The sequence below is a fragment of the Streptacidiphilus sp. EB103A genome, assembly GCF_041261405.1.
Classification (GTDB): domain Bacteria; phylum Actinomycetota; class Actinomycetes; order Streptomycetales; family Streptomycetaceae; genus Streptacidiphilus.
In genome coordinates this window covers 147,627-172,670 of the sequence record NZ_JBGCAQ010000010.1, presented here as the reverse complement: position 1 = coordinate 172,670, position 25,044 = coordinate 147,627, and the positions used below count along the sequence as shown (strand labels likewise).

The following is a 25,044-nucleotide window of genomic DNA, read 5'->3' as shown; positions in this document are numbered from 1 at the left end:
GTGGTGCTGACGTCATGAGCAACGCGATTGTCAGACTGTGGTCACTCCTTCGGAGGAGTGCGGCAGTTCGGTACTGCGCCTGAACACATGTCGCACGAGGGTGGCGAGGGGGGTGGCGCAGCGGGAGACCCCGTCGCCCGCCCGGACCAGGAACCAGGTGGGCAGGAAGACCGCGTCCGCGCTGATCATCGCCAGTGAGAAGAACGGCAGACCGAGGGTCACCGCGATCGCTGCGTGCTCGGTCATCATCAGCACCAGCAGCACGTTCTTGATACGCCGGTTGAAGACCAGGAACGGGAAGGCCACCTGCACGATGACCGTCCCGTAGCTGATCAGGAAGACCGGGATCGGGTGCGCCGAGAGCTGTTGCGACAGGGCGGGCCAGGGGTCGAAGTAGTCCAGGTGCAGCGGGAAGTAGAGCGCGGTGCCGCCCTGCCAGAGCGAGCCCTGGATCTTGTACCAGCCGGCGGTGGCGTAGATGAAGCAGACTTCCACCATCACCACCAGCATCGCGCAGTTGTGCAGCATGGTCGCCATCGCGTCCAGCGCGGCCCGGGGTTCGCCGTCCGGCGCGCGGCGGTCGAGCAGCCACTGTGCGCCGCTGACCAGCCAGAACGCCCAGAAGACGGTGCTCCAGGTGTACAGCCCGGGGTTCAGCGTCCCCGTCCCGCCGGGGTCGGTGAGTTGGACGAAGAGCAGGGCGAGGCCGAGGGCCGACCAGAGCGCCACCCCGGTGCGGTCCGTCCGCTCCGTCCGCTCCGTCCGTTCCGGGTGGAGACGGTGGCGCCGGGCGTCGAGGGACCAGACCGTGCCGCAGCGGGTGAAGGCGAGGTAGATCGCCATCAGGTGGATGACGTTGTCGCTGCCGTCGCCGATGAGGACGCTGCGGTTCTGGATCGACAGCACGCACACCAGGAACAGCACCGACATGGCGCGGGTGCGCCAGCCGAGCATCAGCAGCACGCTCACTGCGATCGCCGCCGTGTACACGGTCTCGAACCACCAGTGGTTGCCGGACCACGCCAGCACCGTGAACGCGTGGTCGCTGGCGAACATCTGTCGGGCCAGGTCGAGGCTCCAGGCCGAGCGGTCGCCGTAGAGGACCCGACGATGCGGCCACTCGCGGAGCAGGAAGCCGCCGAAGCACAGGGCGAAGCCGATCCGGACGACGGCCGCCTGGTAGGGCGCGAGGACCCGCCCGGTGAAGGCCGTCCAGCCGGTGAGGATGCTGTCGCGGGCGTTGTCGAGGGCGCTGGGGCGTGCGTTCATCCGAGGATCCCGAGGCCGGTGTAGTCGTCGTCGGAGACCGCCCACCACTGCAGGGTGACGTAGCTGGTCTGCTGCTTCTGTGCGGCGGCGGTCCAGGACGGTCCGGTGACCGGGGTGGTGGCGGAGCGGAACTCGATCTGGATGATCTGGTTGCCCCGCCAGTCGCGGCTGCCGATCCGCTGCAGCGCGATGCGCTTCAGGTACTCCTTGGACAGCGGGCCGCCTACGCCGAGGGAGGTCTCGCTCGGCAGGTTGTGCCAGGAGGTGTAGTAGTCCCAGGCCCGGCGCAGCTGGTTCTGGTCCAGATGGCTGGGGGCGGGGTTGCCCCTGACGGCCGCGATGTCGTGGGCGGTGAGGCTGATCCAGCCGGACTGGGCGCGGCTGCCGTCGGGGGCGAGGGTCTGCAGCCGGGCTTCGACGGCGATGTTGTTCTGCAGCGGGTTGGGGGCGAAGAGCTGCCAGTTCTGTTCGAACTCGGGCATGACATGGGCGTTGATCGCCGACTGGTAGCGCTGCGAGGCCGGGTTGGAGGGGGCTATGGAGAGGAAGACGGTGCCGAGGTGCCAGGCGGTGGCAGCGATGAGGACGGTGGCGGTGAGCGCGAGGGCGATCAGTGCGGGCAGGGACCAGAGGCGGGGGGAGGAGCCGTCGCCTGCGGGAGCGGGGGCAGGGGCGGCGTCGGGGCCAGCGTCGGGGTCAGGGTCGGGAACGGGGCGCGGTTCAGGAACCGACTCGTGCTTCGGCTCCGACGGCAGTTGCGGCGGCGTCGCCGCCTCGTCCTGCGTCGCCTGGTTCGGATGGTCTGGCACGCGTACCTGCTCGCTCGCTCGCTGAGGCTCTGTCCGCCCCGAACGGTACTGACCCTGTGGTTCCTGTGACAGGGGGAGTGAACCATTGACCGATTTAGTTGGAATGTCGCAATCGGCGGTTGCGCCCCGCAACGCCCTGGCCCTTCCCATCCACTAGAACCCGTTCTAATCTGACGGTCCGTCATGGGGTCGGGCAGCAAAGGGGAGAGCCGTGGACTTCACCTTCACCGAGGCGCAGCAGGCCGCAGTCGAAGCCGCTCGCGCAGCCTTCGCCGATGTCGCTCCGGACGGTGTGCCCAGCCCTGCGGTCAATTCCGAACCCGTCGCCGAGGACGTCGACCGCGAGCTGTGGCAGCGCCTGGCCAAGTCCGATCTGCCCGGTATCGCACTTGCCGAGGAGTACGGCGGCTCGGGCCTGGACCCCGTCGCCTGGTGTCTGGTGCTGCGCGAGTCCGCGCGTGTGCTCGCCCGCGTTCCGCTGCTGGAGACCGGCGCCGCCGCGCTCGCCGTGCAGCGCTACGGCAGCGAGGCCCAGCGCCGGCAGCTGCTGCCGGAGGTCGTGGCGGGACGGCTGCTGCTCGGGGTCGCCCCGCACGGCCGTACCGGGCACGAGTCGGCCGACCAGGGCGTTCGCGCCGTGCCGGCGGACCCGTCCACCGGCTCCGGCGGCGGCTGGATCCTGGACGGCGTGCAGACCGGGGTGACCTCCGCCCAGGTGCTGGACCGGATCGTGGTTCCGGCGCGCTGCGACCAGGGTACCCTGCTGCTCCTGGTTGACCCGCACGCCCCCGGTGTGGAACTGCGGCGCCAGGTCACCACCCATGGGGAGCTGGCCGCAGAGATGGTCCTCGACGGCGCGCGGGTCGACGTCTCGGCGCAGCTGGGGGAACCCGCGCCGGACGCCGCCAACTGGCTCTACCTGCGCGGCCTGCTGATCGTCGGCACCGCGGCGCTGTGCCTGGGCCTGGGCGAGCAGATCCTGCGGATCACCGCCGACTACACCGGCAAGCGGGTGCAGTTCGGGCATCCCATCGCCACGTTCCAGGCCGTGTCGATGCAGGTCGCCGACCGGTACATCGACCTGCGGGCGATGGAGGTCACCCTCTGGCAGGCGGCCTGGCGTCTGGGCCTCGCCACCTCGGCGGAGGGCACGGACGGCGCGGACTGCGCGGACGACCCGGAGCGCATCCCGCTGGCCGCCGATCTCGCCACCGCCAAGGTCTGGTCGGCCGAGGGTGTCCGCTCGATCGCCGCGACCGCCCAGCACCTGCACGGCGGCATGGGCGCGGACCTCGACTACCCGCTGCACCGCTACCACGCCTGGGCCAAGCACCTCGAACTGTTCCTCGGCCCGGCCGCCGCGTTCGAGGACGAGGTCGCGACAGTCCTGGCGGAGTACCAGCTCTGACCCGGTCCGTTCCGGAGACATACTGGTCGGATGGACGGTGGGCCGGGTACGTACGACGCGGTGGTGCTCGCCGGCGGCACGGCCCGGCGGTTCGGCGGGGCCACGGACAAGGTGGCGCTGGAGGTCGACGGGACCGCGCTGCTGGACCGGGTCCTGGCCGGCTGCGCGGGGGCGCGGACCACGGTCGTGGCCGGTCCCCGGCGGCCGACCCGTCGACCGGTGAGCTGGGTGCGCGAGCAGCCGCCCGGCGGCGGACCGGTGGCCGCGGTGGCGGCGGCGCTTCCGTCGGTGACCGCGGACCGGATCCTGCTGCTCGCCGCCGACCTGCCGTTCTTCGAACCGACGACCGCCGCGCTGCTGCTCCGGGAGCTGGACGGGGACCCGGACGCGGACGCGGCCGTCCTGGTCGACGCCGACGGTCGGGACCAGCCCCTGGCCGCCGCCTACCGCACCGCACCGCTGCTGACAGCCCTGGCGGCCCTGGGCGATCCGGCCGGGCTTCCGCTGCGCCGCCTCGTCGGCGGCCTGACCACCCGTCGGATCGCCGATGCGGACGGGGCCGCGCTCGACTGCGACACCTGGGACGACCTCGCCCGGGCCCGTGCTCACGCCCGGGCGCGTGCGCCGAGAGAGATGTGACACGACAGCGAAACGTTACCTTGCACGCCACGGGCCCGGGGATCAGCGACGATGGGACTGTGCTGGATGACTGGATCGCCGAAGCGAAGTCCGAGCTGGGGATCGACCTGGAGGTCGATGTTCCCGGTCTGCTCGACATGACCAAGGACGTGGCCCATGGCGTGGCCCGGCCGGCCGCGCCGCTGACGGCGTTCCTGGTCGGCTATGCCGCGGCGCAGGCCGGTGGCGGCTCCGCGGCGGTGGCGGAGGCCAATCGCAAGGTCGCGGCACTGGCCCGGCGCTGGGCCGCGGAGCAGGAAAGCAGTGCGCAGGCGAGTGGCGCGCAGACGAGCGGCGGGGAGTCGGGCTGATGGGCGGTGAGGGGAGTACCGATGGGGACCTGCTCGATGCCTATCCGTTCCTGGTCCGCACGGCCGTCGTGAGCGGCGACGGTGCTGCTGATGGCACTGGGGACGGTGCGCCGTTCGACTACACAGCGCCCATCCCGGAACCCGCCCAACCGTCGACGCCTGGCCGGGCCGGTCAGCCCGGTCGGCCGGCCACCCCAGCGCCGTACGACTACGCCGCCGCCGAGGCCGCCGGCAGCGGGGCGAAGGGCGTGCCCTCCGAGCCGCTCGGCTGGGCACAGGCGCGCGGACGGGCCCTGCGCGCCGTGCTCCGGCCGCTCCCGCCGGTGCGTGTGCCCCTCGACGACGCGCTCGGCGCCGCTCTGGCCGCCCCCCTCGAAGCGCTCACCGACCTGCCCGCCTTCGACACCTCCGCCATGGACGGCTGGGCGGTGTCCGGCCCCGGACCGTGGCGGATCAGTCCCGCCCTGGCCGACGACAGCGACCAGCTGCTCGCCGGTCGCGGCAGCACGGCGCCGCTGCCCGACGGCACCGCCGTGCGCATCGCCACCGGGGCCCAGCTGCCGCCGGGGGCCACCGCCGTGCTCCGGCGCGAGGACGGCGGGATCCGCCGCGACCGGAGCGGCGCCGAGCTGCTGCACGACCGCGGCGGGACTCCGCTGGAGCAGGGCCGCGACATCCGTCCGCGCGGCCAGGAGTGCCGCACCGGCGAGCCGCTGCTGCCGCAGGGCGCCACCGTCACCCCCGCCGTGCTCGGCCTCGCCGCGGCGGCCGGCTGCGACCTGCTCACCGTGCACCGCCGCCCCACCGTGGAACTCCTGGTCCTGGGCGACGAGCTGCTGGACTCGGGGCTGCCCGGCGCGGGGCGCACCAGGGATGCGCTCAGCCCGCTGCTGCCGCCCTGGCTGCGCGCCTACGGCGCACGGATCACCGCCGTACGCCGGGTCGGCGACGATCTCGGCCTGCTCCGCGACGCGCTGCGGCGCAGCCCCGCCGACGTGGTGGTCACCACCGGCGGCACGGCGGCGGGACCGGTCGACTACCTGCACCGCGCGCTGGCCGAGGTCGGCGCGGAACTGCTGGTCGACGGCGTGCGGGTACGCCCCGGGCATCCCATGCTGCTGGCCGTGCTGCCGCCGCCTGCGGGCGGCGACAGGCCGCGTCACCTGGTCGGACTGCCGGGCAATCCGCTGGCGGCCGTGGCCGGGGTGGTCACCCTGGCCGAGCCGCTGCTGCGCGCCCTCGCCGGCTTCCCCCGTACCGCGACGTACCTGGTCGAGGCCGCCGTTGCGCTCCCGGGGCACCCGGTGGACACCCGGCTGCTGCCGGTGGTGCTCCCCGAGCGCGGGGCGGTGCCGCTGGCCTTCGACGGCCCGGCGATGCTGCGCGGCCTGGCCCTGGCCGAGGGGCTGGCCGTGGTCCCGCCCGGCGGGTGCGCGGCGGGTGCGCGGGTGGAGGTACTGGAGGTCCCGACGGGATGAGCGGGATGAGCCGCACGAGCGGGACGGCGCGCGCGGGCCGCAGAAAGCGCGCCGGCCGGAGCGGCCGGGACCCCGGCGAGCTGCAGCTCCGCCAGATCCTGCTGCCGGAACCGGCGACGTCCCCGTCGCAGCAGGTGCGCCGCCGCTTCGTGCTCGCCCTGCTGGTCATGCTGGTCACCATCGCCGTCGTCTACTTCGGCAGGGACGGCTACCGCGACAACGCCCACGACCACCTCGACCTGCTCGGCGCCGCCTACTACGCCACGGTCACCCTCTCCACCACCGGCTACGGCGACATCACCCCGGTCAGCGACAGCGCCCGGCTGGTCAACACCCTGGTGATCACCCCGCTGCGGGTGGTCTTCCTGATCATCCTGGTCGGCACCACGCTGGAGGTCCTGACCACCCGTACCCGTCAGCTCTGGCGGATCAAGCACTGGAAAGCCGCCATGAGCCAGGAGTCCTCCGAGGGACATGTGGTCGTCGTCGGATACGGCACCAAGGGCAGCAACGCCGTGGAGACGCTGCTGCTCAAGGGCGTCGCCAAGGACCGGATCGTGGTGGTCGACCACCAGCACAGGGCGATCGAGGCCGCCAACGAGGACGGCCTGGTCGGCATCCTCGGCGACGCGACCCGCACCGAGGTGCTGCGCCGTGCCCAGGTCGAGCGCGCCGCACAGATCATCGTGGGCACCCAGCGCGACGACACGGCCGTCCTGGTCACCCTGACGGTTCGACAGCTCAACAAGCACGCCACGGTCGTGGTCGCGGTGCGGGAGGACGAGAACGCGCCCCTGTTGCGGCAGAGCGGTGCGACCGTCGTCGTCACCAGCTCCAGCTCGGCCGGACGCCTGCTCGGCGTCTCCACCCTCAGCCCCAACGCCGGCGCGGTGCTGGACGACCTGCTGACGGTCGGCGACGGCCTGGACGTCATCGACCGCCCGGTCGGCCCCGCCGAGGTCGGCGGCCACCCGCTCGCCTGCGACGACCTGGTCGTCTGCGTGGTCCGCGGCAACCGCAGGCTCCCCTACAACGACCCCGAGGCCGCCGCGCTGAAGGCGACCGACCGGGTCATCGCCATCAGGCGGGTGGAACCCCAGCCGGCTTGATCCCCTCGAACCCTGCTACTTCTTCTCCGGGTCGACGATGTCCTGGGCGAACACCATCCCCAGCGGCTCCGGTCCGATGTACTGCTGGCAGTTGCACGGCCGGGCCTCGTACTGCAGCGGCTTGCGCTGGGCGTCCCAGGCGGTCGGGGCCTCCACCGTCTCGTGGCACTTGCCGTTGCGGTCGTGCTTGGCCAGGTGGTGGGTGCAGCCGCAGACCGGCTCCGGCGGGCGGTTGGCCGCGTCGATGGCGAGCTGCCGTCGCTCGCTGGCCTTGAGCAGCTCCAACTTGCGCTCGTGCCGGGTGCGCAGGGTGCTCTGCATCAGCTCGCCGAGCCGCCCGCCACCGACGATCACGGCGGGGATCAACAACCACAGCCAACCGCCCATGCCGACCTCCCATGAGAGCGCTCCCCTGGCGTCCAGCTTATCCAGCGTCAGCACACAGCCGTCAGTACCTCGTTGACCGCGGTGCCCGACTGCGGTGCCCGACTGCGGGGGAGCGCGGCTCGCCGGGGATGCTCCGGTAGCGTCGGACCCATGCGAGCGATCACGATCACAGAGCCGGGCGGCCCCGATGCGCTGACCTGGAGCGAGGTCCCCGATCCGGTTCCCGGCGAGGGCGAGGTGCTGGTCCAGGTGGCCGCGTCGGCCGTCAACCGGGCCGATGTGCTGCAGCGGCAGGGTTTCTACGATCCACCGCCGGGGGCTTCGCGCTACCCCGGTCTCGAGTGCTCGGGGCGGATCGCCGCGCTGGGCGCGGGCGTCTCCGGATGGGCCGTCGGCGACGAGGTGTGCGCGCTGCTGTCGGGCGGCGGGTACGCGGAGAAGGTCGCGGTGCCGGTCGGACAGCTGCTGCCGGTCCCCAAGGGCATCGACCTGGTCACCGCGGCCGCCCTGCCGGAGGTGACCTGCACGGTCTGGTCCAACGTGTTCCAGGTGGCGCATCTGCGCCCGGCCGAGACGCTGCTGGTGCACGGCGGCAGCAGCGGGATCGGGACGATGGCGATCCAGCTGGGCAAGGCGATCGGCGCCAGGGTCGCGGTGACGGCGGGCAGCACGGAGAAGCTGGAGGCGTGCCGCGCCCTGGGCGCGGATGTGCTGATCAACTACCGGGAGCAGGACTTCGTCGAGGTGCTGGGCCCCGATGGCGCGGACGTGATTCTCGACGTGATCGGCGCCAAGTACCTGGACCGCAATCTTGACGCCCTGGCGGTCAACGGCCGTCTGGTAGTCATCGGCATGCAGGGCGGCATCAAGGCCGAGCTCAACCTCGGCAAGCTGATGGCCAAGCGCGCCGCCGTCGCCGCCACCGGCCTCCGCGCCCGGCCTCTGGACGAGAAGGCCGCCATCGTCGCGTCCGTCCGCGAACACGTCTGGCCCCTGTTCGAGTCCGGCACGGTCAAGCCCGTCGTCGACCGCGTCATCCCGCTCGCCGATGCCGCCGAAGCCCACCGGCTCATGGAGAGCAGCACCCATATCGGCAAGATCCTGCTCTCGGTCCGAGCCTGAGCTCTCCTGAGCTCTGACGACAGGCCCGGGCTCGGACGGGTCCTCCGACCGGCCGTAGGAATGGCTGTCTGAAATGCCGTGTATGACGGTATATGTAATGGTCGCAGGGACAGCTGTGGTCGGGTGCGGGTCGGCGGGTCCCGTTCAGGTGGGGCCGGGTCGGCGGCGGTCTGGAGGGTGCGGAGCATGGCCATGTCCTCCCCCTCCGCTGCTGTGCGGGGCACCGCCCTGCTGCTGGGCATGGGGATCGCGCTGGCGTTCGGCCCGGTGCCTGCGGCTGGGGCCGCACAACCCGCGCAGGGGGGCCGTACGCCGGCTCCGTACCGGCCCGACGGGCTGCTGGTGCGGCTGCCGGGCGGGGGGAACATCCGGTTGGTGTGGCCGAGGGAGGGCGGCCGGACGGAGACGGCGCCGTCGGGCCCCGCAGCACCCTCGCAGCCGCTCCCCTCGAAGCCGGGCCCGCCCAAGCCCGTCCCGTCCAGGACCGGCCCGGCCAAGCCGGTCTCCTCGGCTTCGGCCTCCCCGAAGGCTGCGCCCTCGAAGCCCGGGTCGCCGTCGGACTGCGCTTCGGCGGCGGCGTCGGTGTTCCCGGTGCCGCTGCTCAGCACCTTGTTCCCGGCGGCCGTCCCCGGGCCGCCGTACCGGACCCCGGGCGCCGACTCGTCTCCGGTGACCGCAGCCGCGTCGAGCGCCGCGGCTGCCGCGGGTACGCCGAGCGCCCCGGCGGGGGCCGGCTCGCGGCACTTCCGGCCGTCCGAGGACCAGAACCCCGGTCGGACGCCGCCGCGCGGGGGTCCGCCGCCGCTCGGGCCCGATGCGCTGGCGGCGAAGCCGCTCCCGGGGCAGCCGGTCGCCGTGCGCGGCGGATCCGCGCGGGAGCTGCTGAGCCGCAGGCTGCTGCCGCTCGGGATGGGTCTGTCGCTGATCGGCTGCGGGGCCGCGCTGTTCGGCTGGCGGCTGCGGCGGCTGTAGCGGCGGATGCAAGGGTGGATGTGAGCGGCGGGATCCGGCGGCCGTCGCGCCCGGCCGTACAGGTGTTCTGTGGGCTGCCGCCCCAAAGCCGGTCCGTTGGGGCAGAATGACGGCTATGAACAGCCCGAACGCGCGGCCCGAAGACGGCCCCCATGGCCCCCAGGTCCTGATCGTCGGCCCCGACGGGATGCCCGTCGGGGCACTCCCCGGCGGAGCCTGCCGCCCGGCCTCGGAGGATGAGGGGGCGACAGCCGAGGGTGAGCCCCGTGAGCTGCCCATCACCGAGATGGTCGAGCAGCCGGCGAAGGTCATGCGGATCGGCAGCATGATCAAGCAGCTGCTGGAGGAGGTCCGGCAGGCGCCGCTGGACGAGGCCAGCCGGGTCCGGCTCAAGGAGATCCACGCCAGTTCGGTCAAGGAACTGGAGGCGGGTCTCGCGCCGGAACTCGTGGAGGAGCTGGAGCGGCTGTCGCTGCCGTTCACCGAGGAGGCCATCCCCAGTGAGGCCGAGCTCCGGATCGCGCAGGCGCAGCTGGTGGGGTGGCTGGAAGGCCTCTTCCATGGCATCCAGACCGCGCTGTTCGCCCAACAGATGGCTGCCAGGGCGCAGTTGGAGCAGATGCGGCGGGCGCTGCCGCCCGGCCAGGGCGGTCTGGACGAGGGCGACGACGGCCAGGGACACCTCCGTTCGGGCCCCTACCTGTAATCGGTACCTGTTGGTCGGACCGGCGCCGGACCGCGGTCACGGACCGGATTCGGTCCGATGGCGCTGCGACGCCTGTCCGTGCGGCCCGCTAGCCTGATCCCCTGAGGCCGTGGGGGAGAAGAGAAGACAGATGAGCGAGCAGGGCAGCACCGGGCAGAGCGGCGCGGCGGGGCGGACAGTCGGTCACGGCCGTTACCTGCTGCGGGATTTGCTCGGGCAGGGCGGGATGGCGACGGTCCACCTCGCGGACGACACGGTTCTGGACCGCCCGGTGGCGGTGAAGAGCATGCTCGGCAACATGAGCGCCGAGCCCTCGTTCCGCGAGCGCTTCCGGCGTGAGGCGCAGGCGGTCGCCAGGCTCAACCACCCCAATATCGTCTCGGTGTTCGACAGTGGCGAGGACGTCAACGAGGACGGGGTGCACGCCCCCTTCATCGTCATGGAGTACATCGAGGGCGGTTCGCTGAGCTCGGTGCTCAGGGACGACATCGCCGCGCACGGCGCCATGCCCACCGACAAGGCGCTGAAGATCACCGGCGATGTGCTGGCGGCCCTCGGCGCCTCGCACGAACAGGGGTTGGTGCACCGCGACATCAAGCCCGCCAACGTCATGCTGACCAGGCGCAACACGGTCAAGGTGATGGACTTCGGCATCGCCAGGGCGATGCAGTCCGGGGTGACGTCGATGACGCAGACCGGCATGGTCGTCGGCACCCCCCAGTACCTCTCGCCGGAGCAGGCCCTCGGCAAGGCCGTGGACGCCCGCTCCGACCTCTACTCGGTCGGCTGCCTGCTCTTCGAGCTGCTCACCGGACGGTTGCCGTTCGAGTCCGACACCGCGCTGGGGATGGCCTATCAGCACGTCCAGGACACCCCGCCGGCGCCGTCCTCCTTCAACGCCGCCGTCACCCCCGCGGTGGACGCGCTGGTGGCGCGGGCGCTGCGGAAGGATCCGGGGCACCGCTTCCAGAGCGCCGACGAGATGCGCGAGGAGTGCGAGCGGCTGGCCGGGGTCGGCGGCGCCAACATCCCGCTGATCATCGGCGAGGGCCCGCGGGTGACCAATGTCGGTGGCTCGGGCGCGAACGCGGTCTTCCCGCCGGCGCAGGGTCAGCTGGGCACGATGCCCCCGCAGCAGCAGCCGTACCAGCAGCAGCCGATGCCGCCCCAGTACTCGATGCCGCAGCCTTCGATGCCGCAGAACTTCGCTCCCGGGCCGACGCCGCCGCCGTACGCCCGCCCCGGGGCGCCGCAGACGCCGACACCGTATCCACAGGTAGGTATGCAGCAGGGCGCACAGACTCCGCCGCCCTACCGGCCGACCCCGCCGCCCACCCCGATGCCGCGGCCGACGCCGATCCCCCAGCCGCTGCGCCCGGGAACGCCCGTCCCACGCCCGATCGGCAGGCCGATCAACCCCGGGCAGCAGCCGAACACCCCCATCCCCAAGGGCGGTCGGGGCTGCGGGGCCGCGGCCGCCGTGGTCGGTGTGATCGTGGGCGTGCTGGTGCTGCTGGTACTGATCCTGGTGCTGGCCCTGCAGAACGGTTCCGGTTCCAGCACCACCAACAACGGCTCGGGCCGGCTCGGGCCGGTCGCCGCCGCACCGGCCTCGGACGGCTCGGCCGGACTGGGCTGAACCGGGCCCCGGCCGGGCCCACACGGTGATCGGTGAACACGTGCGCTGCGAAAAACCAGTAGCGTGCACCTGCTGGGTCCTACCGGTCGGCGCTTCGTGCGCGGAGTGCGACCAGGGCGGGCAAGGGTGAGCTTCCGCGAGCGGAATGCGGGGGAGCGGTGCACAGGCGAACGACCGACGGCGGAGAGTAATGGCAGACAACGAGCAGGCCGACGGCGGGGCAGGCACCGGACCGGGCGGCACCCAGGGCGGCGGAGCCCCTGGCTACGGCGCCCCCGGGTACGGCGGCTACGGCTACGGTGACCCCGCCTCGACGCCGGTCCAGGGCAGCCCCTACCCCGGCGCTCCCGGTCAGGGTCCCGTCCCCGACGAGCCCTCGGTCAGCTCCACCAGCGGTCTGTCCGTCTTCGGCGAGGGCCGCTACCGGCTGACGCACCGTCTGGGCCGGGGCGGCATGGCCGAGGTCTTCGCGGCCAGGGACGTGCGGCTCGGCCGCACCGTCGCCATCAAGGTGCTCCGTCCGGAACTGGCCGAGGACACCACCGCGCGGATCCGCTTCACGCGTGAGGCCCATTCGGTCGCCTCGCTCAACCACCACGCCGTCGTCGCCGTCTACGACACCGGCGAGGAGGCGCAGCGCGGCGAGACCGTCCCCTACATCGTGATGGAGCTGGTCGAGGGCCACACGGTCCGCGAGCTGCTGCAGGGCGACGAGCCGCCGCCGGTCAGCCAGGCCCTGATCATCACCGCCGGGATCCTGGAGGCACTGGCCTACAGTCACCGCCACGGCATCGTGCACCGGGACATCAAGCCGGCGAACGTCATCATCACCAACACCGGTGCGGTCAAGGTCATGGACTTCGGCATCGCCCGCGCGCTCACCGGTGCGACCAGCACCATGACCCAGACCGGCATGGTCATGGGCACCCCGCAGTACCTGTCGCCCGAGCAGGCCCTCGGCAAGGCCGTGGACCACCGCTCCGACCTCTACGCGACCGGCTGCATGCTCTACGAGCTGCTGACGCTGCGTCCGCCGTTCACCGGCGACACCCCGCTGTCGGTGGTGTACCAGCACGTCCAGGACCTGCCGGTGCCGCCGTCGCAGGCCAACTCCCGGGTCCCGGCCTCGCTGGACGCCCTGGTGCTGCGCTCGCTGGCCAAGGAGCCGGACGACCGCTTCCAGAGCGCGGACGAGTTCCGGGCCCATCTGCAGCACGCCCTGCGCACCCTGGGCTCGGCCACCGGACCGACCGAACTGCTGCCGAGCGCCGCGGCCGCCGCGATGGCGCCCACGGTGGTCGGCCGCACCCTCGGCACCCCGCCGATGGGCACCCGGGCCATGCCGGCCGACCCCGGCAGCGCGGTCCCGCCCCGCCACCGGGACCCGAACGACGGAAACGGTGCGGGAGACGGCAACCGCCGGACCGTCTTCGCGGTGATCGCGGTCCTGGTCGCCATCGCGGCGATCACCATCGGCGTGGTGCTGGCGAACCAGGGCAACAGCGGGAGCCCGGGGACCTCGTCCAGTTCGTCCCCCGCGGTCACGCCCTCGGACACGACGGCCTCGCAGTCCCCCACCGAGTCCACCAGCCCCACGGCCAGCGCCACCCCGAGCACCCAGCCGCCGACCACCCCGTCGTTCACCGGCAACCGGACCACTGCCAGCAGTTCGGCCTCGCTGTCGAGCTCGCCCAGCGCGAGCATCAGCACCAGCCCGAGCGCGTCCGCCAGCGCGTCCAGCAGCGCGAGCGCACCGGTGAGTCAGTCGGCCAGCGGCGGCGCCAGCAGCACGGCGACGGGCAACTCGGCCGGCGGCCAGGCCGGCGGTCCCCCGTCGTCCTCCAAGAGCACGCCCACCTCCTGAGCCCCGTTCAGTTCACGCAGGCGTCGAGGACCTGCTCGTACTCCTCGCACCACCACACCAGCTGCGCCGCCGCCGCCGGGAACAGCGGGTCCGCCCGCTCGTCCCGGCGCTGGTAGCGCCAGCGCAGTATCCAGAAGTCGTTCAGCCGCTCCCACCACACCCGGTGCACCGCGGCAGCCAGGTGTTCCGGGCTGCTGCCGGAGGCCTCGCGGTAGCCGCGGGCGTAGTGCCGCACCCGGGACAGGTCGAGCACCCCGGTCTCGGGATGGTTGAAGAACAGCGTCGAGGCCCGGACCGCCTCCTCGGCGCAGGGCTTGATCCCGAGCCGGTCCCAGTCCAGGACGGCCACCGGGGCGGCGTCCCGGTAGAGCAGGTTCAGATGGTGGAAATCGCCGTGCACCCAACCGGAGGGCGGCGCCGCGTCCGGCTGCGGCCTGCGGTGCCGGTAGTCGGCCAGCAGCTCGCGGCGCTCCCGCAGCCGCTCCCTGGCCAGCGCGTCGAAGGGCTCCTGCGGGGTCCGCAGCTGGGAGCGTTCCAGCAGGTCGGCGATGGTGCGCTCGGTCTGCGTCGGATCGGCGCTCGGCAGCGAGCGGGGCTGCGGCACCGGCGGGTGCAGCTCGGCCAGGGTGGCGTGGATCCGGCCGAGCAGGGTGCCCAGGGCGGTGCACTCCTCCCGGTCCAGCGAGCGGCCGGTGCGGTGGCTCCCCTCGACCCAGGGGAACAGGGCGTAGCGGCGCCCCCGCAGCAGCACGCTGCTGCGGCCGTCCCTGGCGGTGAGCGGGGGTGCGGTCGGCAGGCCGCGGTCGCGCAGTGCCGCTATGGCCCGGTGCTGCGCGGCGATGGCGGCGCCGGACGCGTGCCCGGCGTCGTCCAGGTACTGCTTGAGGAAGTAGCCGCCGTGCGGCCCGCTGATCCTCACCCCTCGGTTGAGCAGGCCCTGGCTGACCCGTTCCACCGTCAGCTCCGGGTAGGCGTCGGGGAGGTCGTAGCGCTCCAGCACCCCGGCGACCGGGATGCCGTGCACCCTGTCCAGCAGCGCCGCCGGTGTCTGAGCCTGCGTCACGTTGCCGATGGTACTGCTGATGCAGCTGGGAAAGGCGACCACTTGACAGCAGCGCTCTCCGCATGATCCGGCGTCAGCGCGCTTCAGCGTTCTTCGGCGTGCATCTTCGCCACGTACGCCGCGGCCTGGGTGCGGCGCTCCATGCCGAGCTTGGCGAGCAGGCTGGAGACGTAGTTCTTCACGGTCTTCTCGGCGAGGTGCAGCTCATGGCCGATCTGCCGGTTGGTCATCCCCTCGCCGATCAGGTCCAGGATCCGGCGCTCCTGCTTGGTCAGCCCGCTGAGCCGCTCGTCCTCCTGGTTGCCCTCGCGCAGTCGGGCCAGCACCCGGCCGGTGGCGACCGGGTCCAGCAGCGACTTGCCGGCGGCGACGTCGCGTACCGCCGAGAGCAGGTCGGTGCCTCGGATCGCCTTGAGGACGTAGCCGGCGGCCCCGGCCATGATCGCGTCGAAGAGCGCCTCGTCGTCGGAGAACGAGGTGAGCATCAGGCACTTGGTCTCCGGCTGCCGCGAGCGGATCTCGCGGCAGACCTCCACCCCGCTGCCGTCGGGCAGGCGCACGTCCAGCACCGCCACGTCGGGACGGGTGGCCGGGATGCGGGTCAGCGCCTCGGCGGCGGTGCCGGCCTCGCCGACGATCTCGATGTCGTCGTCCAGCGAGAGCAGCTCATGGACGCCCCGGCGGACGACCTCATGATCGTCGAGGAGAAAAACCCTGATATGCCCGGATTGTTTCATGGCACAAGATTTGCACAGCAAGCCTCCGGCCACGCGGGCTGATGTCGAAAAATAGCCTGATTTGCCACAGGACGGGGTACTCGGAGGTTACGAGGACGTCCTACCAGCGGAGCAGCAGGCTCTTCCGCTGGGTAACGTTCTCCTGCAGGATCAGGGCACACCTACCGCCGGTCCGCACCCCGCGCACACCCCGCGCAGTGATACGGAGACGGCGACCGGACCGGTGGCCGGTACTGGCCCTAACCCAGGGACACAGACGGAGACCGGAGAGACCGAGGAGTGAACGTGACCGTCGACAGCACGGCCGGGGCGCCCACCATCGCCCCTGCCGCCAACGGTGGCACCGCGGACGCGGGCCCACCGGAGCTGGTACAACTGCTCACCCCCGAGGGGGAACGGGTCGAACACCCGGACTACTCCCTGGAGACCACCCCGGAGGAGTTGCGCTCCATCTACCGGGACCTGGTCCTGGTCCGTCGCTTCGACGCGGAGGCGACCTCGCTGCAGCGCCAGGGCGAGCTGGGCCTGTGGGCCTCGCTGCTGGGTCAGGAGGCCGCGCAGGTCGGCTCGGGTCGGGCGATGCGTCCCACCGACTACGCCTTCCCGACCTACCGTGAGCACGGCGTCGCCTGGTGCAAGGGCGTGGACCCGCTGAACCTGCTGGGCATGTTCCGGGGGGTGAACCACGGCGGCTGGGACCCGGACGAGAAGAACTTCCAGCTGTACACCATCGTCATCGGTTCGCAGACGCTGCACGCCACCGGCTACGCGATGGGCATCACCAAGGACGGCTCCGACGACGCCGTGATCGCCTACTTCGGCGACGGCGCCTCCAGCCAGGGCGACGTCTCCGAGGCCTTCACCTTCGCCTCGGTGTACCAGGCCCCGGTGGTGTTCTTCTGCCAGAACAACCAGTGGGCCATCTCCGAGCCCACCGAGAAGCAGACCCGGGTGCCGCTCTACCGCCGCGCCTCCGGCTTCGGCTTCCCTGGTGTCCGGGTGGACGGCAACGACGTGCTGGCCTGCCTGGCGGTCACCCGTTGGGCCCTGGACCACGCCAGGACCGGGCAGGGCCCGGTGCTGATCGAGGCCTTCACCTACCGGATGGGCGCCCACACCACCTCGGACGACCCGACCCGCTACCGGATCGCCGAGGAGCTGGAGTCCTGGAAGCTCAAGGACCCCATCGAGCGGCTCAAGGCCTACCTGGTCCGCGAGGGCTGGGCGGACGGCGCCTTCTTCGACGCGCTGGACGCCGAGAGCGAGCAGCTGGCCCGCCGGGTGCGCGAGGGCGTACGGACCATGCCGGACCCCGACCCCTCCTCGATCTTCGACCATGTGTACGCGGAGGGGCACGCCCTGGTGGACGAGGAGCGCGAGGGCTACCTCGCCTACGCGTCCTCGTTCGCGAGCGCGGCCGCTGAGATGACCGATGGGGAGGACGACTGATGGCGGTCGAATCCGGCCAGAAGAAGTCCTGGACCATGGTGCAGGCGCTCAACGAGGCGCTGCGCCGTTCCCTGGACGAGAACCCCAAGACGCTGGTCATGGGTGAGGACGTGGGCCGCCTCGGGGGCGTGTTCCGGGTCACCGACGGTCTGCACAAGGACTTCGGCGAGGAGCGGGTGATCGACACCCCGCTGGCCGAATCCGGCATCGTCGGCACCGCGATCGGCCTCGCCCTGCGCGGCTACCGCCCGGTGGTGGAGATCCAGTTCGACGGGTTCGTGTACCCGGCGTTCGACCAGATCGTCACCCAGCTCGCGAAGATGCACGCCCGCGCGCTGGGCCAGATCAAGCTCCCGGTGACCATCCGGATCCCCTTCGCCGGCGGCATCGGCGCGGTGGAGCACCACAGCGAGTCCCACGAGGCGTACTTCGCCCACACCGCGGGCCTCAAGGTGGTCGCCCCGTCCAACCCGGCGGACGCGCACTGGATGCTGCGTCAGGCCATCGCCTCGGACGACCCGGTGATCTTCCTGGAGCCCAAGCGGCGCTACTGGGACAAGGGCCAGCTGGACCCGAACGGTGCTCCTGAGCTGGGCCTGCACCAGGCCCGGGTGGCCCGCTCCGGCAGCGACCTGACCCTGATCGCCTACGGGCCGATGGTGAAGGTCTGCCTGGAGGCGGCCGAGGCCGCCGCCGAGGACGGGCTGAAGCTGGAGGTCGTGGACCTGCGCTCGCTGTCCCCGGTCGACTTCGACGCCCTGGAGCAGTCGGTCAGGCGGACCGGGCGCGCCGTGGTGGTGCACGAGGCCCCGGTGTTCCTGGGGATGGGGGCCGAGCTGGCGGCGCGGATCACCGAGCGCTGCTTCTACTCGCTGGAGGCCCCGGTGCTGCGCGTCGGCGGCTACTTCGCCCCCTACCCGCCGTCGCGGGTCGAGGACGCCTTCCTGCCGGACCTGGACCGGGTGCTCGACGCCGTCGACCGCGCCATGGCCTTCTGAGGGGTTGAGGAGACGTCATGACGACAGCAGTCGAGTCGGTACGTCAGTTCAAGATGCCCGATGTGGGCGAGGGGCTGACCGAGGCCGAGATCCTGAAGTGGTACGTCCAGCCCGGTGACACCGTCACCGACGGACAGGTGGTGTGCGAGGTCGAGACCGCCAAGGCGGCGGTGGAGCTGCCGATCCCCTTCGACGGGGTGGTCCGCGAGCTGTTCTTCGACGAGGGCACCACGGTCGACGTCGGCCAGGTGATCATCACCGTGGCGGTGGAGGGCGGCGCTGCCGCGGTTGTCCCCGAAACGGGGACGACCGCGCCCGCCGCGGTGGAACCCGAGCCGGAGCCCGAGCGCCGTGAGGTGCTGGTCGGCTACGGACCCCGGTCCGGCGCCTCCCGCCGTCGCCCCCGCAAGGTGGCGCTGACCCCGCCGGTGTCCGTCCCCGTCACGGCCCCCGTCACGGCCTCGGCCCCGGCGCCCGCCCCGGTTGCCGAGGACCGCCCGCTGGCGAAGCCGCCGGTGCGCAAGCTGGCCAAGGACCTGGGCATCGACCTGCGCACGGTCACCCCGACCGGCCCGGGCGGCACCATCACCCGTGACGACGTCCACGCCGTCGCAGCCCCGGCCGCGCCCGTCGCCGCCAAGGCCCCCGCCGCCGCCCCGGCGGCTCCGGTCGCTCCTCTCCCGGCTCCGGTCCTGGCGGTGACCAGCACCGACGGTGACCTGCGCATCCCGGTCAAGGGCGTCCGCAAGGCCACCGCGCAGGCCATGGTCGCCTCGGCGTTCACCGCGCCGCATGTCACCGAGTGGGTGCAGGTCGACGTCACCCGCACCATGAAGCTGGTGCGCAGCCTCAAGGCCAGCGGCGAGCTGGGCCCGAACGTCAGGGTCAGTCCGCTGCTCCTGGTCGCCAGGGCGCTGCTGACCGCGATCCGCAGGCACCCGGAGGTCAACTCCGCCTGGGACGAGGCCAACCAGGAGATCGTGGTGAAGCGCCGGGTCAACCTCGGCATCGCCGCGGCCACCCCGCGCGGGCTGATCGTCCCCAACATCAAGGACGCGGGCTCGCAGAGCCTGGCCGAGCTGGCGCAGTCGCTGACCGCGCTGATCGAGACGGCCCGCGAGGGCCGCACCTCCCCTGCGGACATGCAGGGCGGCACGGTCACCATCACCAATGTCGGCGTCTTCGGCGTCGACTCGGGCACCCCGATCCTCAACCCGGGCGAGGCCGCCATCCTGGCCTTCGGCCAGGTCAGGGAGTTGCCCTGGGTGCACAAGGGCCGGGTGGTGCCGCGACTGGTGACCACCCTGGCGCTCTCCTTCGACCACCGCATGGTCGACGGCGAGCTCGGCTCCAAGGTGCTCGCCGACACGGCGGCCGTTCTGGAGCAGCCCAAACGCCTCATCAGCTGGGGTTGACGCGCTCGGCCACGTACGAGTGAAGGCTCAACGGGTGACGCGTGGTCGGCCGAGCCCGGTGGGTACTCCTTCGCGGACCGCGTTGTCGAGGGGCGGAGGAGTACCCCATGCGACCAGAGGCCCGTGCCTTGGTCCTGTCCGGTTCCGTGCTGCTGTTGGTGTTCGCGCTGCTGGCGCGGGGACCGGTGCGGGCCGAGGCGGCCGGCTCCGGATCGATGGTGGTGGACAACGGGGATCCGGCGAAGCGGATCACCCTGGTCCTGCTGGGTGACGGCTATACGGCCGCCGACCTGCCCCGTTACCGGGCGCAGGCGGCGGCCGTGTGGCAGGCGCTGACCGTGGTGGAGCCGTTCCGCAGCTACCAGCACTTCTTCGACGTCCGCCGGGTGGACGTGGTCTCCCCGCAGTCGGGGCTGCGCCGGGGCTCGCCGCTGGGCATGCACTTCGGCTGCGACGGCATCGCCCGGCTGCTGTGCGCCGACGACGGCGCGGTGGCGGCCAGGGCGGGCGCACCGGCCGGGCCGCAGTATGTGCTGGCGCTGGCCGACTCGGACCGGTACGGCGGCGAGGGCGGCGGACCGACGACCACCCTGGCGGCCGGTTCCCCGGAAGCGTCGAGGATCATCCAGCATGAGATGGGCCATACCGTCGGCGGCCTGGGCGACGAGTACGACGCCGCGCCGGCCGACAGCTCCTACCCCAACCTCTCGCCCAGGGACGCCGCGGTCATGCGCGCCGACCGGGTCAAGTGGTGGCGCTGGCTGGGCGCGGCCGACCCCAGCGGCGGCACCGTGGGGGCGTACCGCAGCGGCAACGGGCTCTACCGGCCGACCCGGGACTCGGTGATGCGCACCCTCGGCGGCGTCTACAACCTGCCGTCCCGGGAGGCGATCATCGAGTCGATCTACCGTCAGGTGTCGCCGATCGACCACGCCGAGCCGGCTCCCGGCGTGGTGGACGGACGGCCGAAGCTCCAGGTCTTCCCGATTCCGCTGGCCGGCGGCCGTCGGCTGCAGGTGACCTGGCAACTGGACGGACACCCGGCGCCGACGGCCGCGGTCAGCGGCGACACTCTCGATCCCGGTCAACTGGGCCTGCTGCCTGGGGCGACGGGCGTGGTCACTGCGACGGTGCGGGACACCACGCCCTGGCTGCGGGACGAGGCGTTCCGCGCGAACAGGATGACCGGGACCGTCAGTTGGAAGGTTCGCGGCTGAATCGTTGCCACGCTGTTTGCCGTCGAACATATGCGCGCTGCTACATTCGTCGGATTGCGCGGCAGGCGGTGCCAGTGCGCTGGCGGTGAACGATGGGGGCGGCGTGCGGAAGAAGCGGATCGCGGTTCGGTCGGCGATGGCCGGGCTCGCAGTGGCGGCCGTCATCGCCGGACTGGAGCCTCCGTCGGCCCAGGCGGCGCTGACGGAGGCGGCCGGCTCCGGGATCGTCGTCACCACGGTGAACGGGCCCACGCTCAGCACCGCCGCCGCTCCATTGGTGGCGCAGGACGACTCGGCGGCGGTACGGCAGTTCTGGACCCCTGAGCGGATGGCCTCGGCCACCTCCGAGGACCGGACCACCAGCGGCAGCCGTTCGACCGCCGGAGCCACGACCGCTGCTTCGGTCGCCCGCTCGTACCCCAACTCCCGGCCCTCGATCGGGACCATCTTCTACGCCGGCAAGGATCTGAAGACCCACTACTGCACCGCCTCGGTGGTACGGAGCCCCGGCAAGAACCTGATCCTGATGGCGGCACACTGCCGCCCCGGCAGCTGGATGGCCTTCGTCCCCGACTACCGCTCCGGTGCGCGTACCCAGCCGTACGGGGTGTGGGCGGTGCAGAAGGTGTACAGCGACAGCCGCTTCAGCGAATCCAGCACCGGTATCAACTACGACTTCGCCTTCGCCAAGGTCGGCAAGGACAGCAAGGGCCGCCAAGTGGAGAACGTCGTCAACGGCAACTCCCTGAACGCGACCCCGGGCTACAACAACTGGGTCGGCGTCACCGGCTACCCCGAGGCTTCCGCGGTCCCCGCCGACCGGGCGATCACCTGCTGGAACCACACCACCAAGGTGCCCGGTTACAGCCAGATGCGGTTCCTCTGCAGCGGCTTCTACAGCGGGACCTCCGGCAGCCCCTGGCTGATCGACCTCGACCCGAAGACCGACACCGGCCGGGTCATCGGCCTGATCGGCGGCCTGGACCGGGGCGGACCCAACGACTGGACCAGCTACAGCCCGGTCTTCGGCGCGGTCATCTGGGGCGTCTACAACTATGCCAACCGGCACTGAGCGGGTACCGCCGACAGCAGCGAATTCATCCCACCATAGGATGGCAGCACTATGCCTGCCGATCCTGCCGTCACTGTGCCCTCGACCCTGACCACATCCGGCGCGGCATCCGCTCAGCCGCTCCGGGGCGCGACCCCGGTCCCCGGCGCCTGGGCGGCCTGGGGCATCGGCGTCGCCGTCTACATCCTCGCCGTGGTGCACCGCACCAGCCTGGGCGTGGCCGGGCTGGACGCGGCGGCCCGCTTCGGCATCGGCGCCTCCGCGCTGTCGACCTTCTCCATCCTCCAGGTGCTGGTCTACGCCGGGATGCAGATACCCGTCGGCCTGCTGGTGGACCGGCTGGGGCCGCGCCGGGTCCTCAGCATGGGGCTGCTGCTGCTCACCGCGGGACAGCTGGGCTTCGCCTTCTCCACCGCGTTCACCCCGGCGCTGGTGTCCAGGGCCGTCCTCGGCTGCGGGGACGCGATGACCTTCGTCAGCGTGCTGAGGCTCGGCACCCGCTGGTTCCCGCCCCGCCGCAACCCCTTCATCGCCCAGCTCACCGGCCTGGTCGGGACCATGGGCAACCTGGTCAGCACCCTGCTGCTGTCCCAGGTCCTGCACAGCGCCGGCTGGATGCCGACCTTCGCCACCACCGCGCTGCTCGGCCTCGCCGTCCTCGCGCTGGTCCTGCTGTTCCTGCGGGACACCCCCGAGAGCCCGCGCCGCGCCTCGCTGTTCCGGTCGCCGGTGGTGGCGTCACCGGACGGTCTCACCGAGGCGGCCCCGGCTGTGCCCCCTGCCCGATTGCCGCTGCGCGAGCAGATCGCGGCGGCCTGGCGCGAGCCCGGGACCAGGCTCGGCCTGTGGGTGCACTTCACCACGGCCTTCCCCGCCGCGACCTTTCTGCTGCTCTGGGGCATGCCGTTCCTGATGTCGGGTCAGGGCCTGTCCAGGGCGATGGCGGGCTCGCTGCTCAGCCTGGTCATCGTCAGCGGCATCGGCTTCGCGCTGCTGTTCGGACAGCTGGTGTCCCGGCGTCCAGGGGTGCGCACTCCGCTGGTGTTCACCGTCGTGCTCGGCACCGGTGCGCTCTGGGGTGTGGTGCTCAGCTGGCCCGGCGACCACATCCCCATGGGACTGCTGGTCCTGCTCACCGTGGTGATGGGCAGCAACGGACCGGCGTCCCTGGTCGGACTGGACTTCGCCCGCCCGGTGAACCCGCCGGAGCGGATCGGCACGGCCTCCGGGATCGTCAACATGGGCGGCTTCATTGCCGCCGTGCTGGCCCTGTTCGGCATCGGCCTGGTCCTGGACCTGCTCACCCCGGGCGGCGGGGACGGCTACACCCCGCACGCCTTCCGGCTGGCCTTCTGCATGCTCTACCTGCCGATGGCGCTGGGCCTGACCCAGATCCTGCGGCTGCGGCCCCAGGCGGCCCGCCGCGAGGCCGAGCTCAGGGCGTGACGGCGAAGTTCTCCAGGATCCGTCGCGCGAGCGCCTCGTCGCCCTCGACCTTGACGTCGGCCGACTCCACCGGGATGCGTCCGCAGGCCAGCCGGGCGTAGGTCTCCCAGTCGGTGGTCAGCTGCACCGCGGGGGCCAGCGGCACGGTGCTGTCCACGCTGCCGAGCCCGTTCTCGTCCACCCGTACCGTCCGCATGAACTCCAGCGGGCCGTGGACGTCGAAGACCACGGCGGTGCCGGCCGGGGCGCCGGCCAGCTTGGCGACGGCCTTCGGCAGCATCTCGATCAGGTTGTCCCGGCTCACCACGGCGGCCGGGGAGTCCAGGTTGCCGGGGGTGCGCAGGGCGCGGCGCAGGTCCTGCTCATGGGTCCACACGTCGAAGGTCCGGTTGCGGAGCAGGTGGAAGTAGGGGATCTCCCGGCTGTACGGACCCATCGGCCAGCGGATCTCGTCGGTCGGCTGGTAGCGGGTGTTGTCGCGGAGCGCGCGCGAGCGCCGGATGATCGTGTACTCCAGCTCCGCCGTCATCTCCGGAGCGGTGTGGCAGCGCCGCTTGTCGACCGGGACCTCGCAGTAGCGGGTGAACTCGTCGACGACGTGCCGCAGATCGCGCGGCAGGGTGTGGATCGGACGCGGGTCGCCCAGAAGTTCCGTCTCCATGGCGATGACATGCGAGACCACGTCCCGCACTGACCAGCCAGGGCATTCCGTCGGACGGTTCCACTCACCCTCGGTCAGCGGCGCCACCAGTTCGGAGACGGCCTCGATGGACTGGGTCCAGGCGTCGGCGTAGGCCTGGACTATCTGCGTGTCGGTCACGTTTTGACCCCTCGGCCACAGGGCGGCGGTGTTGGCTGTACAGCGTTGTCGGTGTGAAGGTGCGGCCCGCTCCCCGGGCTCCGGTCGCTGAGCGGTGATGCCGTGCAGTGACCAGGACCGATCGGACCGACGAATGCGCTATTGGCACGTTACGCTCACCAGTGTTACCGGGTCAGCGCTTTCACATGTTGATCGCACCGATCGTAGTCCGCTCACCTGGGAGGGTGACAACGTGCGTGCCTCGCTCATCCAGCTCGACGTCGATCCGGCGGAGTCCCCCGACGACCGCAGGGCCCGTACCGCGGCCCTGGTCCGCGGGCTGCGCGGCTCCGACCTGGTGCTGCTCCCCGAGCTGTGGCCGCTCGGCGGCTTCGCCTATGACACCTGGTCAGCGGGGGCGGAGACGCTGGACGGGCCGACCGCTGACGCCATGTCGGCGGCCGCGGCGGACGCCGGGGTCTGGCTGCACGCCGGTTCGATCGTCGAACGCGATCCCGACGGCCCGATCTTCAACACCTCGCTGCTGTTCTCGCCCACCGGCGAACTCGTGCACACCTACCGCAAGATCCACCGCTTCGGCTTCGACAGCGGGGAGGCCGTCGCGATGGGCGCCGGCACCGAGATCGTCACGGCGGCCACGCCCTTCGGCACGCTCGGCCTCGCCACCTGCTACGACCTCCGCTTCCCGGAGCTCTTCCGGGCCCTGCTGGACGCCGGCACCGAGATCTTCACCATCCCCGCGGCCTGGCCCGCCCGCAGGGTCGAGCACTGGACCCTGCTGGCCCGCGCCCGCGCGGTCGAGGAGCAGGCGTACGTCCTCGCCTGCAACAACGCGGGCACCCACGGGGGCGTGCCGCAGGGCGGGCACAGCCTGGTGGTCGACCCCTGGGGCAAGGTCCTGGCGGAAGCGGGCGAGGGCGAGGAGATCCTCACCGTCGACCTGGACCCCGGCGTGGTGGGGAAGTCCCGCGCGGACTTCCCGGTGCTGCGGGACCGTCTGATGGGGATTCCGGCACCGGTGGAGCGCTGAACAGTGCACCTTGGTGCATGGTTGTTCGCGCAGTTCCCCGCGCCC

21 protein-coding genes and 1 pseudogene are annotated in these 25,044 nt (G+C 72.0%); 16 read left to right on the top strand and 6 right to left on the bottom strand.

Annotated elements, in window-relative coordinates:
* Window positions 1-30: 30 nt before the first annotated feature.
* A complete protein-coding gene (locus ABH941_RS18350) occupies window positions 31-1,269 on the bottom strand; it encodes an HTTM domain-containing protein (RefSeq protein WP_370130424.1) in 1,239 nt (412 codons plus the stop codon).
* Window positions 1,266-2,078, bottom strand: coding sequence for a DUF5819 family protein (locus tag ABH941_RS18345; protein ID WP_370130423.1), 813 nt, complete (start codon window positions 2,076-2,078; stop codon window positions 1,266-1,268). The genes ABH941_RS18350 and ABH941_RS18345 overlap by 4 nt, the downstream gene beginning before the upstream one ends.
* 211 nt (window positions 2,079-2,289) lie before the next feature.
* On the opposite strand from ABH941_RS18345, the gene ABH941_RS18340 reads away from it, so the two are divergent.
* From ABH941_RS18340 to ABH941_RS18325, 4 genes and pseudogenes are all read left to right on the top strand, one after another.
* The gene (locus tag ABH941_RS18340; RefSeq protein WP_370130422.1) at window positions 2,290-3,486 is read left to right on the top strand and encodes an acyl-CoA dehydrogenase family protein; all 1,197 of its coding nucleotides are present in this window, start codon (window positions 2,290-2,292) and stop codon (window positions 3,484-3,486) included.
* A 30-nt stretch (window positions 3,487-3,516) separates the two neighbouring features.
* Window positions 3,517-4,475: pseudogene (locus ABH941_RS18335) on the top strand (NTP transferase domain-containing protein).
* Window positions 4,475-5,953: a molybdopterin molybdotransferase MoeA gene (locus ABH941_RS18330; RefSeq protein WP_370130421.1), complete on the top strand. Its 1,479-nt coding sequence runs from the start codon at window positions 4,475-4,477 to the stop codon at window positions 5,951-5,953. The pseudogene ABH941_RS18335 and the gene ABH941_RS18330 overlap by 1 nt, the downstream one beginning before the upstream one ends.
* A 5-nt stretch (window positions 5,954-5,958) precedes the next feature.
* Window positions 5,959-7,062: a TrkA family potassium uptake protein gene (locus ABH941_RS18325; RefSeq protein WP_370130419.1), complete on the top strand. Its 1,104-nt coding sequence runs from the start codon at window positions 5,959-5,961 to the stop codon at window positions 7,060-7,062.
* Between the two features lie 15 nt (window positions 7,063-7,077).
* Here ABH941_RS18325 and ABH941_RS18320 read toward each other — a convergent pair whose 3' ends face one another.
* Window positions 7,078-7,449, bottom strand: coding sequence for a hypothetical protein (locus ABH941_RS18320; RefSeq protein ID WP_370130552.1), 372 nt, complete (start codon window positions 7,447-7,449; stop codon window positions 7,078-7,080).
* 150 nt (window positions 7,450-7,599) lie between these two features.
* On the opposite strand from ABH941_RS18320, the gene ABH941_RS18315 reads away from it, so the two are divergent.
* The 5 genes from ABH941_RS18315 to ABH941_RS18295 all read left to right on the top strand — a co-directional run bounded on the left by ABH941_RS18315 (window position 7,600) and on the right by ABH941_RS18295 (window position 13,752).
* Window positions 7,600-8,571, top strand: a complete 972-nt coding sequence (locus ABH941_RS18315) for an NAD(P)H-quinone oxidoreductase (RefSeq protein ID WP_370130418.1) — start codon at window positions 7,600-7,602, stop codon at window positions 8,569-8,571.
* Between the two features lie 192 nt (window positions 8,572-8,763).
* Complete coding sequence (locus tag ABH941_RS18310; RefSeq protein WP_370130416.1) at window positions 8,764-9,543, top strand: hypothetical protein; 780 nt, start codon at window positions 8,764-8,766, stop codon at window positions 9,541-9,543.
* A 115-nt stretch (window positions 9,544-9,658) separates the two neighbouring features.
* Window positions 9,659-10,249 carry a bacterial proteasome activator family protein gene (locus ABH941_RS18305; RefSeq protein ID WP_370130414.1) on the top strand — a complete coding sequence of 197 codons (591 nt, stop codon included), beginning with the start codon at window positions 9,659-9,661 and terminating at the stop codon, window positions 10,247-10,249.
* A gap of 130 nt (window positions 10,250-10,379) precedes the next feature.
* Complete coding sequence (locus ABH941_RS18300; protein WP_370130413.1) at window positions 10,380-11,888, top strand: protein kinase; 1,509 nt, start codon at window positions 10,380-10,382, stop codon at window positions 11,886-11,888.
* Window positions 11,889-12,078: 190 nt separating this feature from the next.
* Window positions 12,079-13,752, top strand: coding sequence for a protein kinase (locus ABH941_RS18295; protein ID WP_370130412.1), 1,674 nt, complete (start codon window positions 12,079-12,081; stop codon window positions 13,750-13,752).
* A gap of 7 nt (window positions 13,753-13,759) precedes the next feature.
* Here the strand turns inward: ABH941_RS18295 and ABH941_RS18290 are convergent, their stop codons facing one another.
* Window positions 13,760-14,815 carry a phosphotransferase enzyme family protein gene (locus tag ABH941_RS18290; protein ID WP_370130411.1) on the bottom strand — a complete coding sequence of 352 codons (1,056 nt, stop codon included), beginning with the start codon at window positions 14,813-14,815 and terminating at the stop codon, window positions 13,760-13,762.
* A gap of 83 nt (window positions 14,816-14,898) precedes the next feature.
* Window positions 14,899-15,552 (bottom strand): response regulator, encoded by a 654-nt coding sequence (locus ABH941_RS18285; protein WP_370130410.1) that lies wholly within the window; start codon window positions 15,550-15,552, stop codon window positions 14,899-14,901.
* A gap of 285 nt (window positions 15,553-15,837) precedes the next feature.
* Here ABH941_RS18285 and pdhA point away from each other — a divergent pair, with 285 nt between their 5' ends.
* The 6 genes from pdhA to ABH941_RS18255 all read left to right on the top strand — a co-directional run bounded on the left by pdhA (window position 15,838) and on the right by ABH941_RS18255 (window position 23,149).
* Window positions 15,838-17,001 (top strand): pyruvate dehydrogenase (acetyl-transferring) E1 component subunit alpha, encoded by a 1,164-nt coding sequence (pdhA, locus tag ABH941_RS18280; RefSeq protein WP_370130408.1) that lies wholly within the window; start codon window positions 15,838-15,840, stop codon window positions 16,999-17,001.
* On the top strand, window positions 17,001-17,999 hold the full coding sequence (locus ABH941_RS18275; RefSeq protein ID WP_370130407.1) for an alpha-ketoacid dehydrogenase subunit beta: 999 nt from the start codon (window positions 17,001-17,003) through the stop codon (window positions 17,997-17,999). Before pdhA ends, ABH941_RS18275 begins: the two co-directional genes overlap by 1 nt.
* A 17-nt stretch (window positions 18,000-18,016) precedes the next feature.
* Window positions 18,017-19,414 carry a dihydrolipoamide acetyltransferase family protein gene (locus ABH941_RS18270; protein WP_370130406.1) on the top strand — a complete coding sequence of 466 codons (1,398 nt, stop codon included), beginning with the start codon at window positions 18,017-18,019 and terminating at the stop codon, window positions 19,412-19,414.
* A 107-nt stretch (window positions 19,415-19,521) separates the two neighbouring features.
* Complete coding sequence (locus ABH941_RS18265; protein ID WP_370130405.1) at window positions 19,522-20,631, top strand: M64 family metallopeptidase; 1,110 nt, start codon at window positions 19,522-19,524, stop codon at window positions 20,629-20,631.
* 103 nt (window positions 20,632-20,734) lie between these two features.
* On the top strand, window positions 20,735-21,703 hold the full coding sequence (locus tag ABH941_RS18260) for a serine protease (RefSeq protein ID WP_370130404.1): 969 nt from the start codon (window positions 20,735-20,737) through the stop codon (window positions 21,701-21,703).
* Window positions 21,704-21,754: 51 nt separating this feature from the next.
* Window positions 21,755-23,149 carry a nitrate/nitrite transporter gene (locus tag ABH941_RS18255; RefSeq protein ID WP_370130402.1) on the top strand — a complete coding sequence of 465 codons (1,395 nt, stop codon included), beginning with the start codon at window positions 21,755-21,757 and terminating at the stop codon, window positions 23,147-23,149.
* On the opposite strand, the gene ABH941_RS18250 is transcribed toward ABH941_RS18255, so the two are convergent.
* A complete protein-coding gene (locus tag ABH941_RS18250; protein WP_370130401.1) occupies window positions 23,139-23,969 on the bottom strand; it encodes a maleylpyruvate isomerase family mycothiol-dependent enzyme in 831 nt (276 codons plus the stop codon). The two genes, ABH941_RS18255 and ABH941_RS18250, sit on opposite strands and share 11 nt — an antisense overlap.
* Before the next feature lie 232 nt (window positions 23,970-24,201).
* On the opposite strand from ABH941_RS18250, the gene ABH941_RS18245 reads away from it, so the two are divergent.
* On the top strand, window positions 24,202-24,999 hold the full coding sequence (locus ABH941_RS18245) for a carbon-nitrogen family hydrolase (protein WP_370130400.1): 798 nt from the start codon (window positions 24,202-24,204) through the stop codon (window positions 24,997-24,999).
* The last annotated feature ends 45 nt before the right edge of the window (window positions 25,000-25,044 follow it).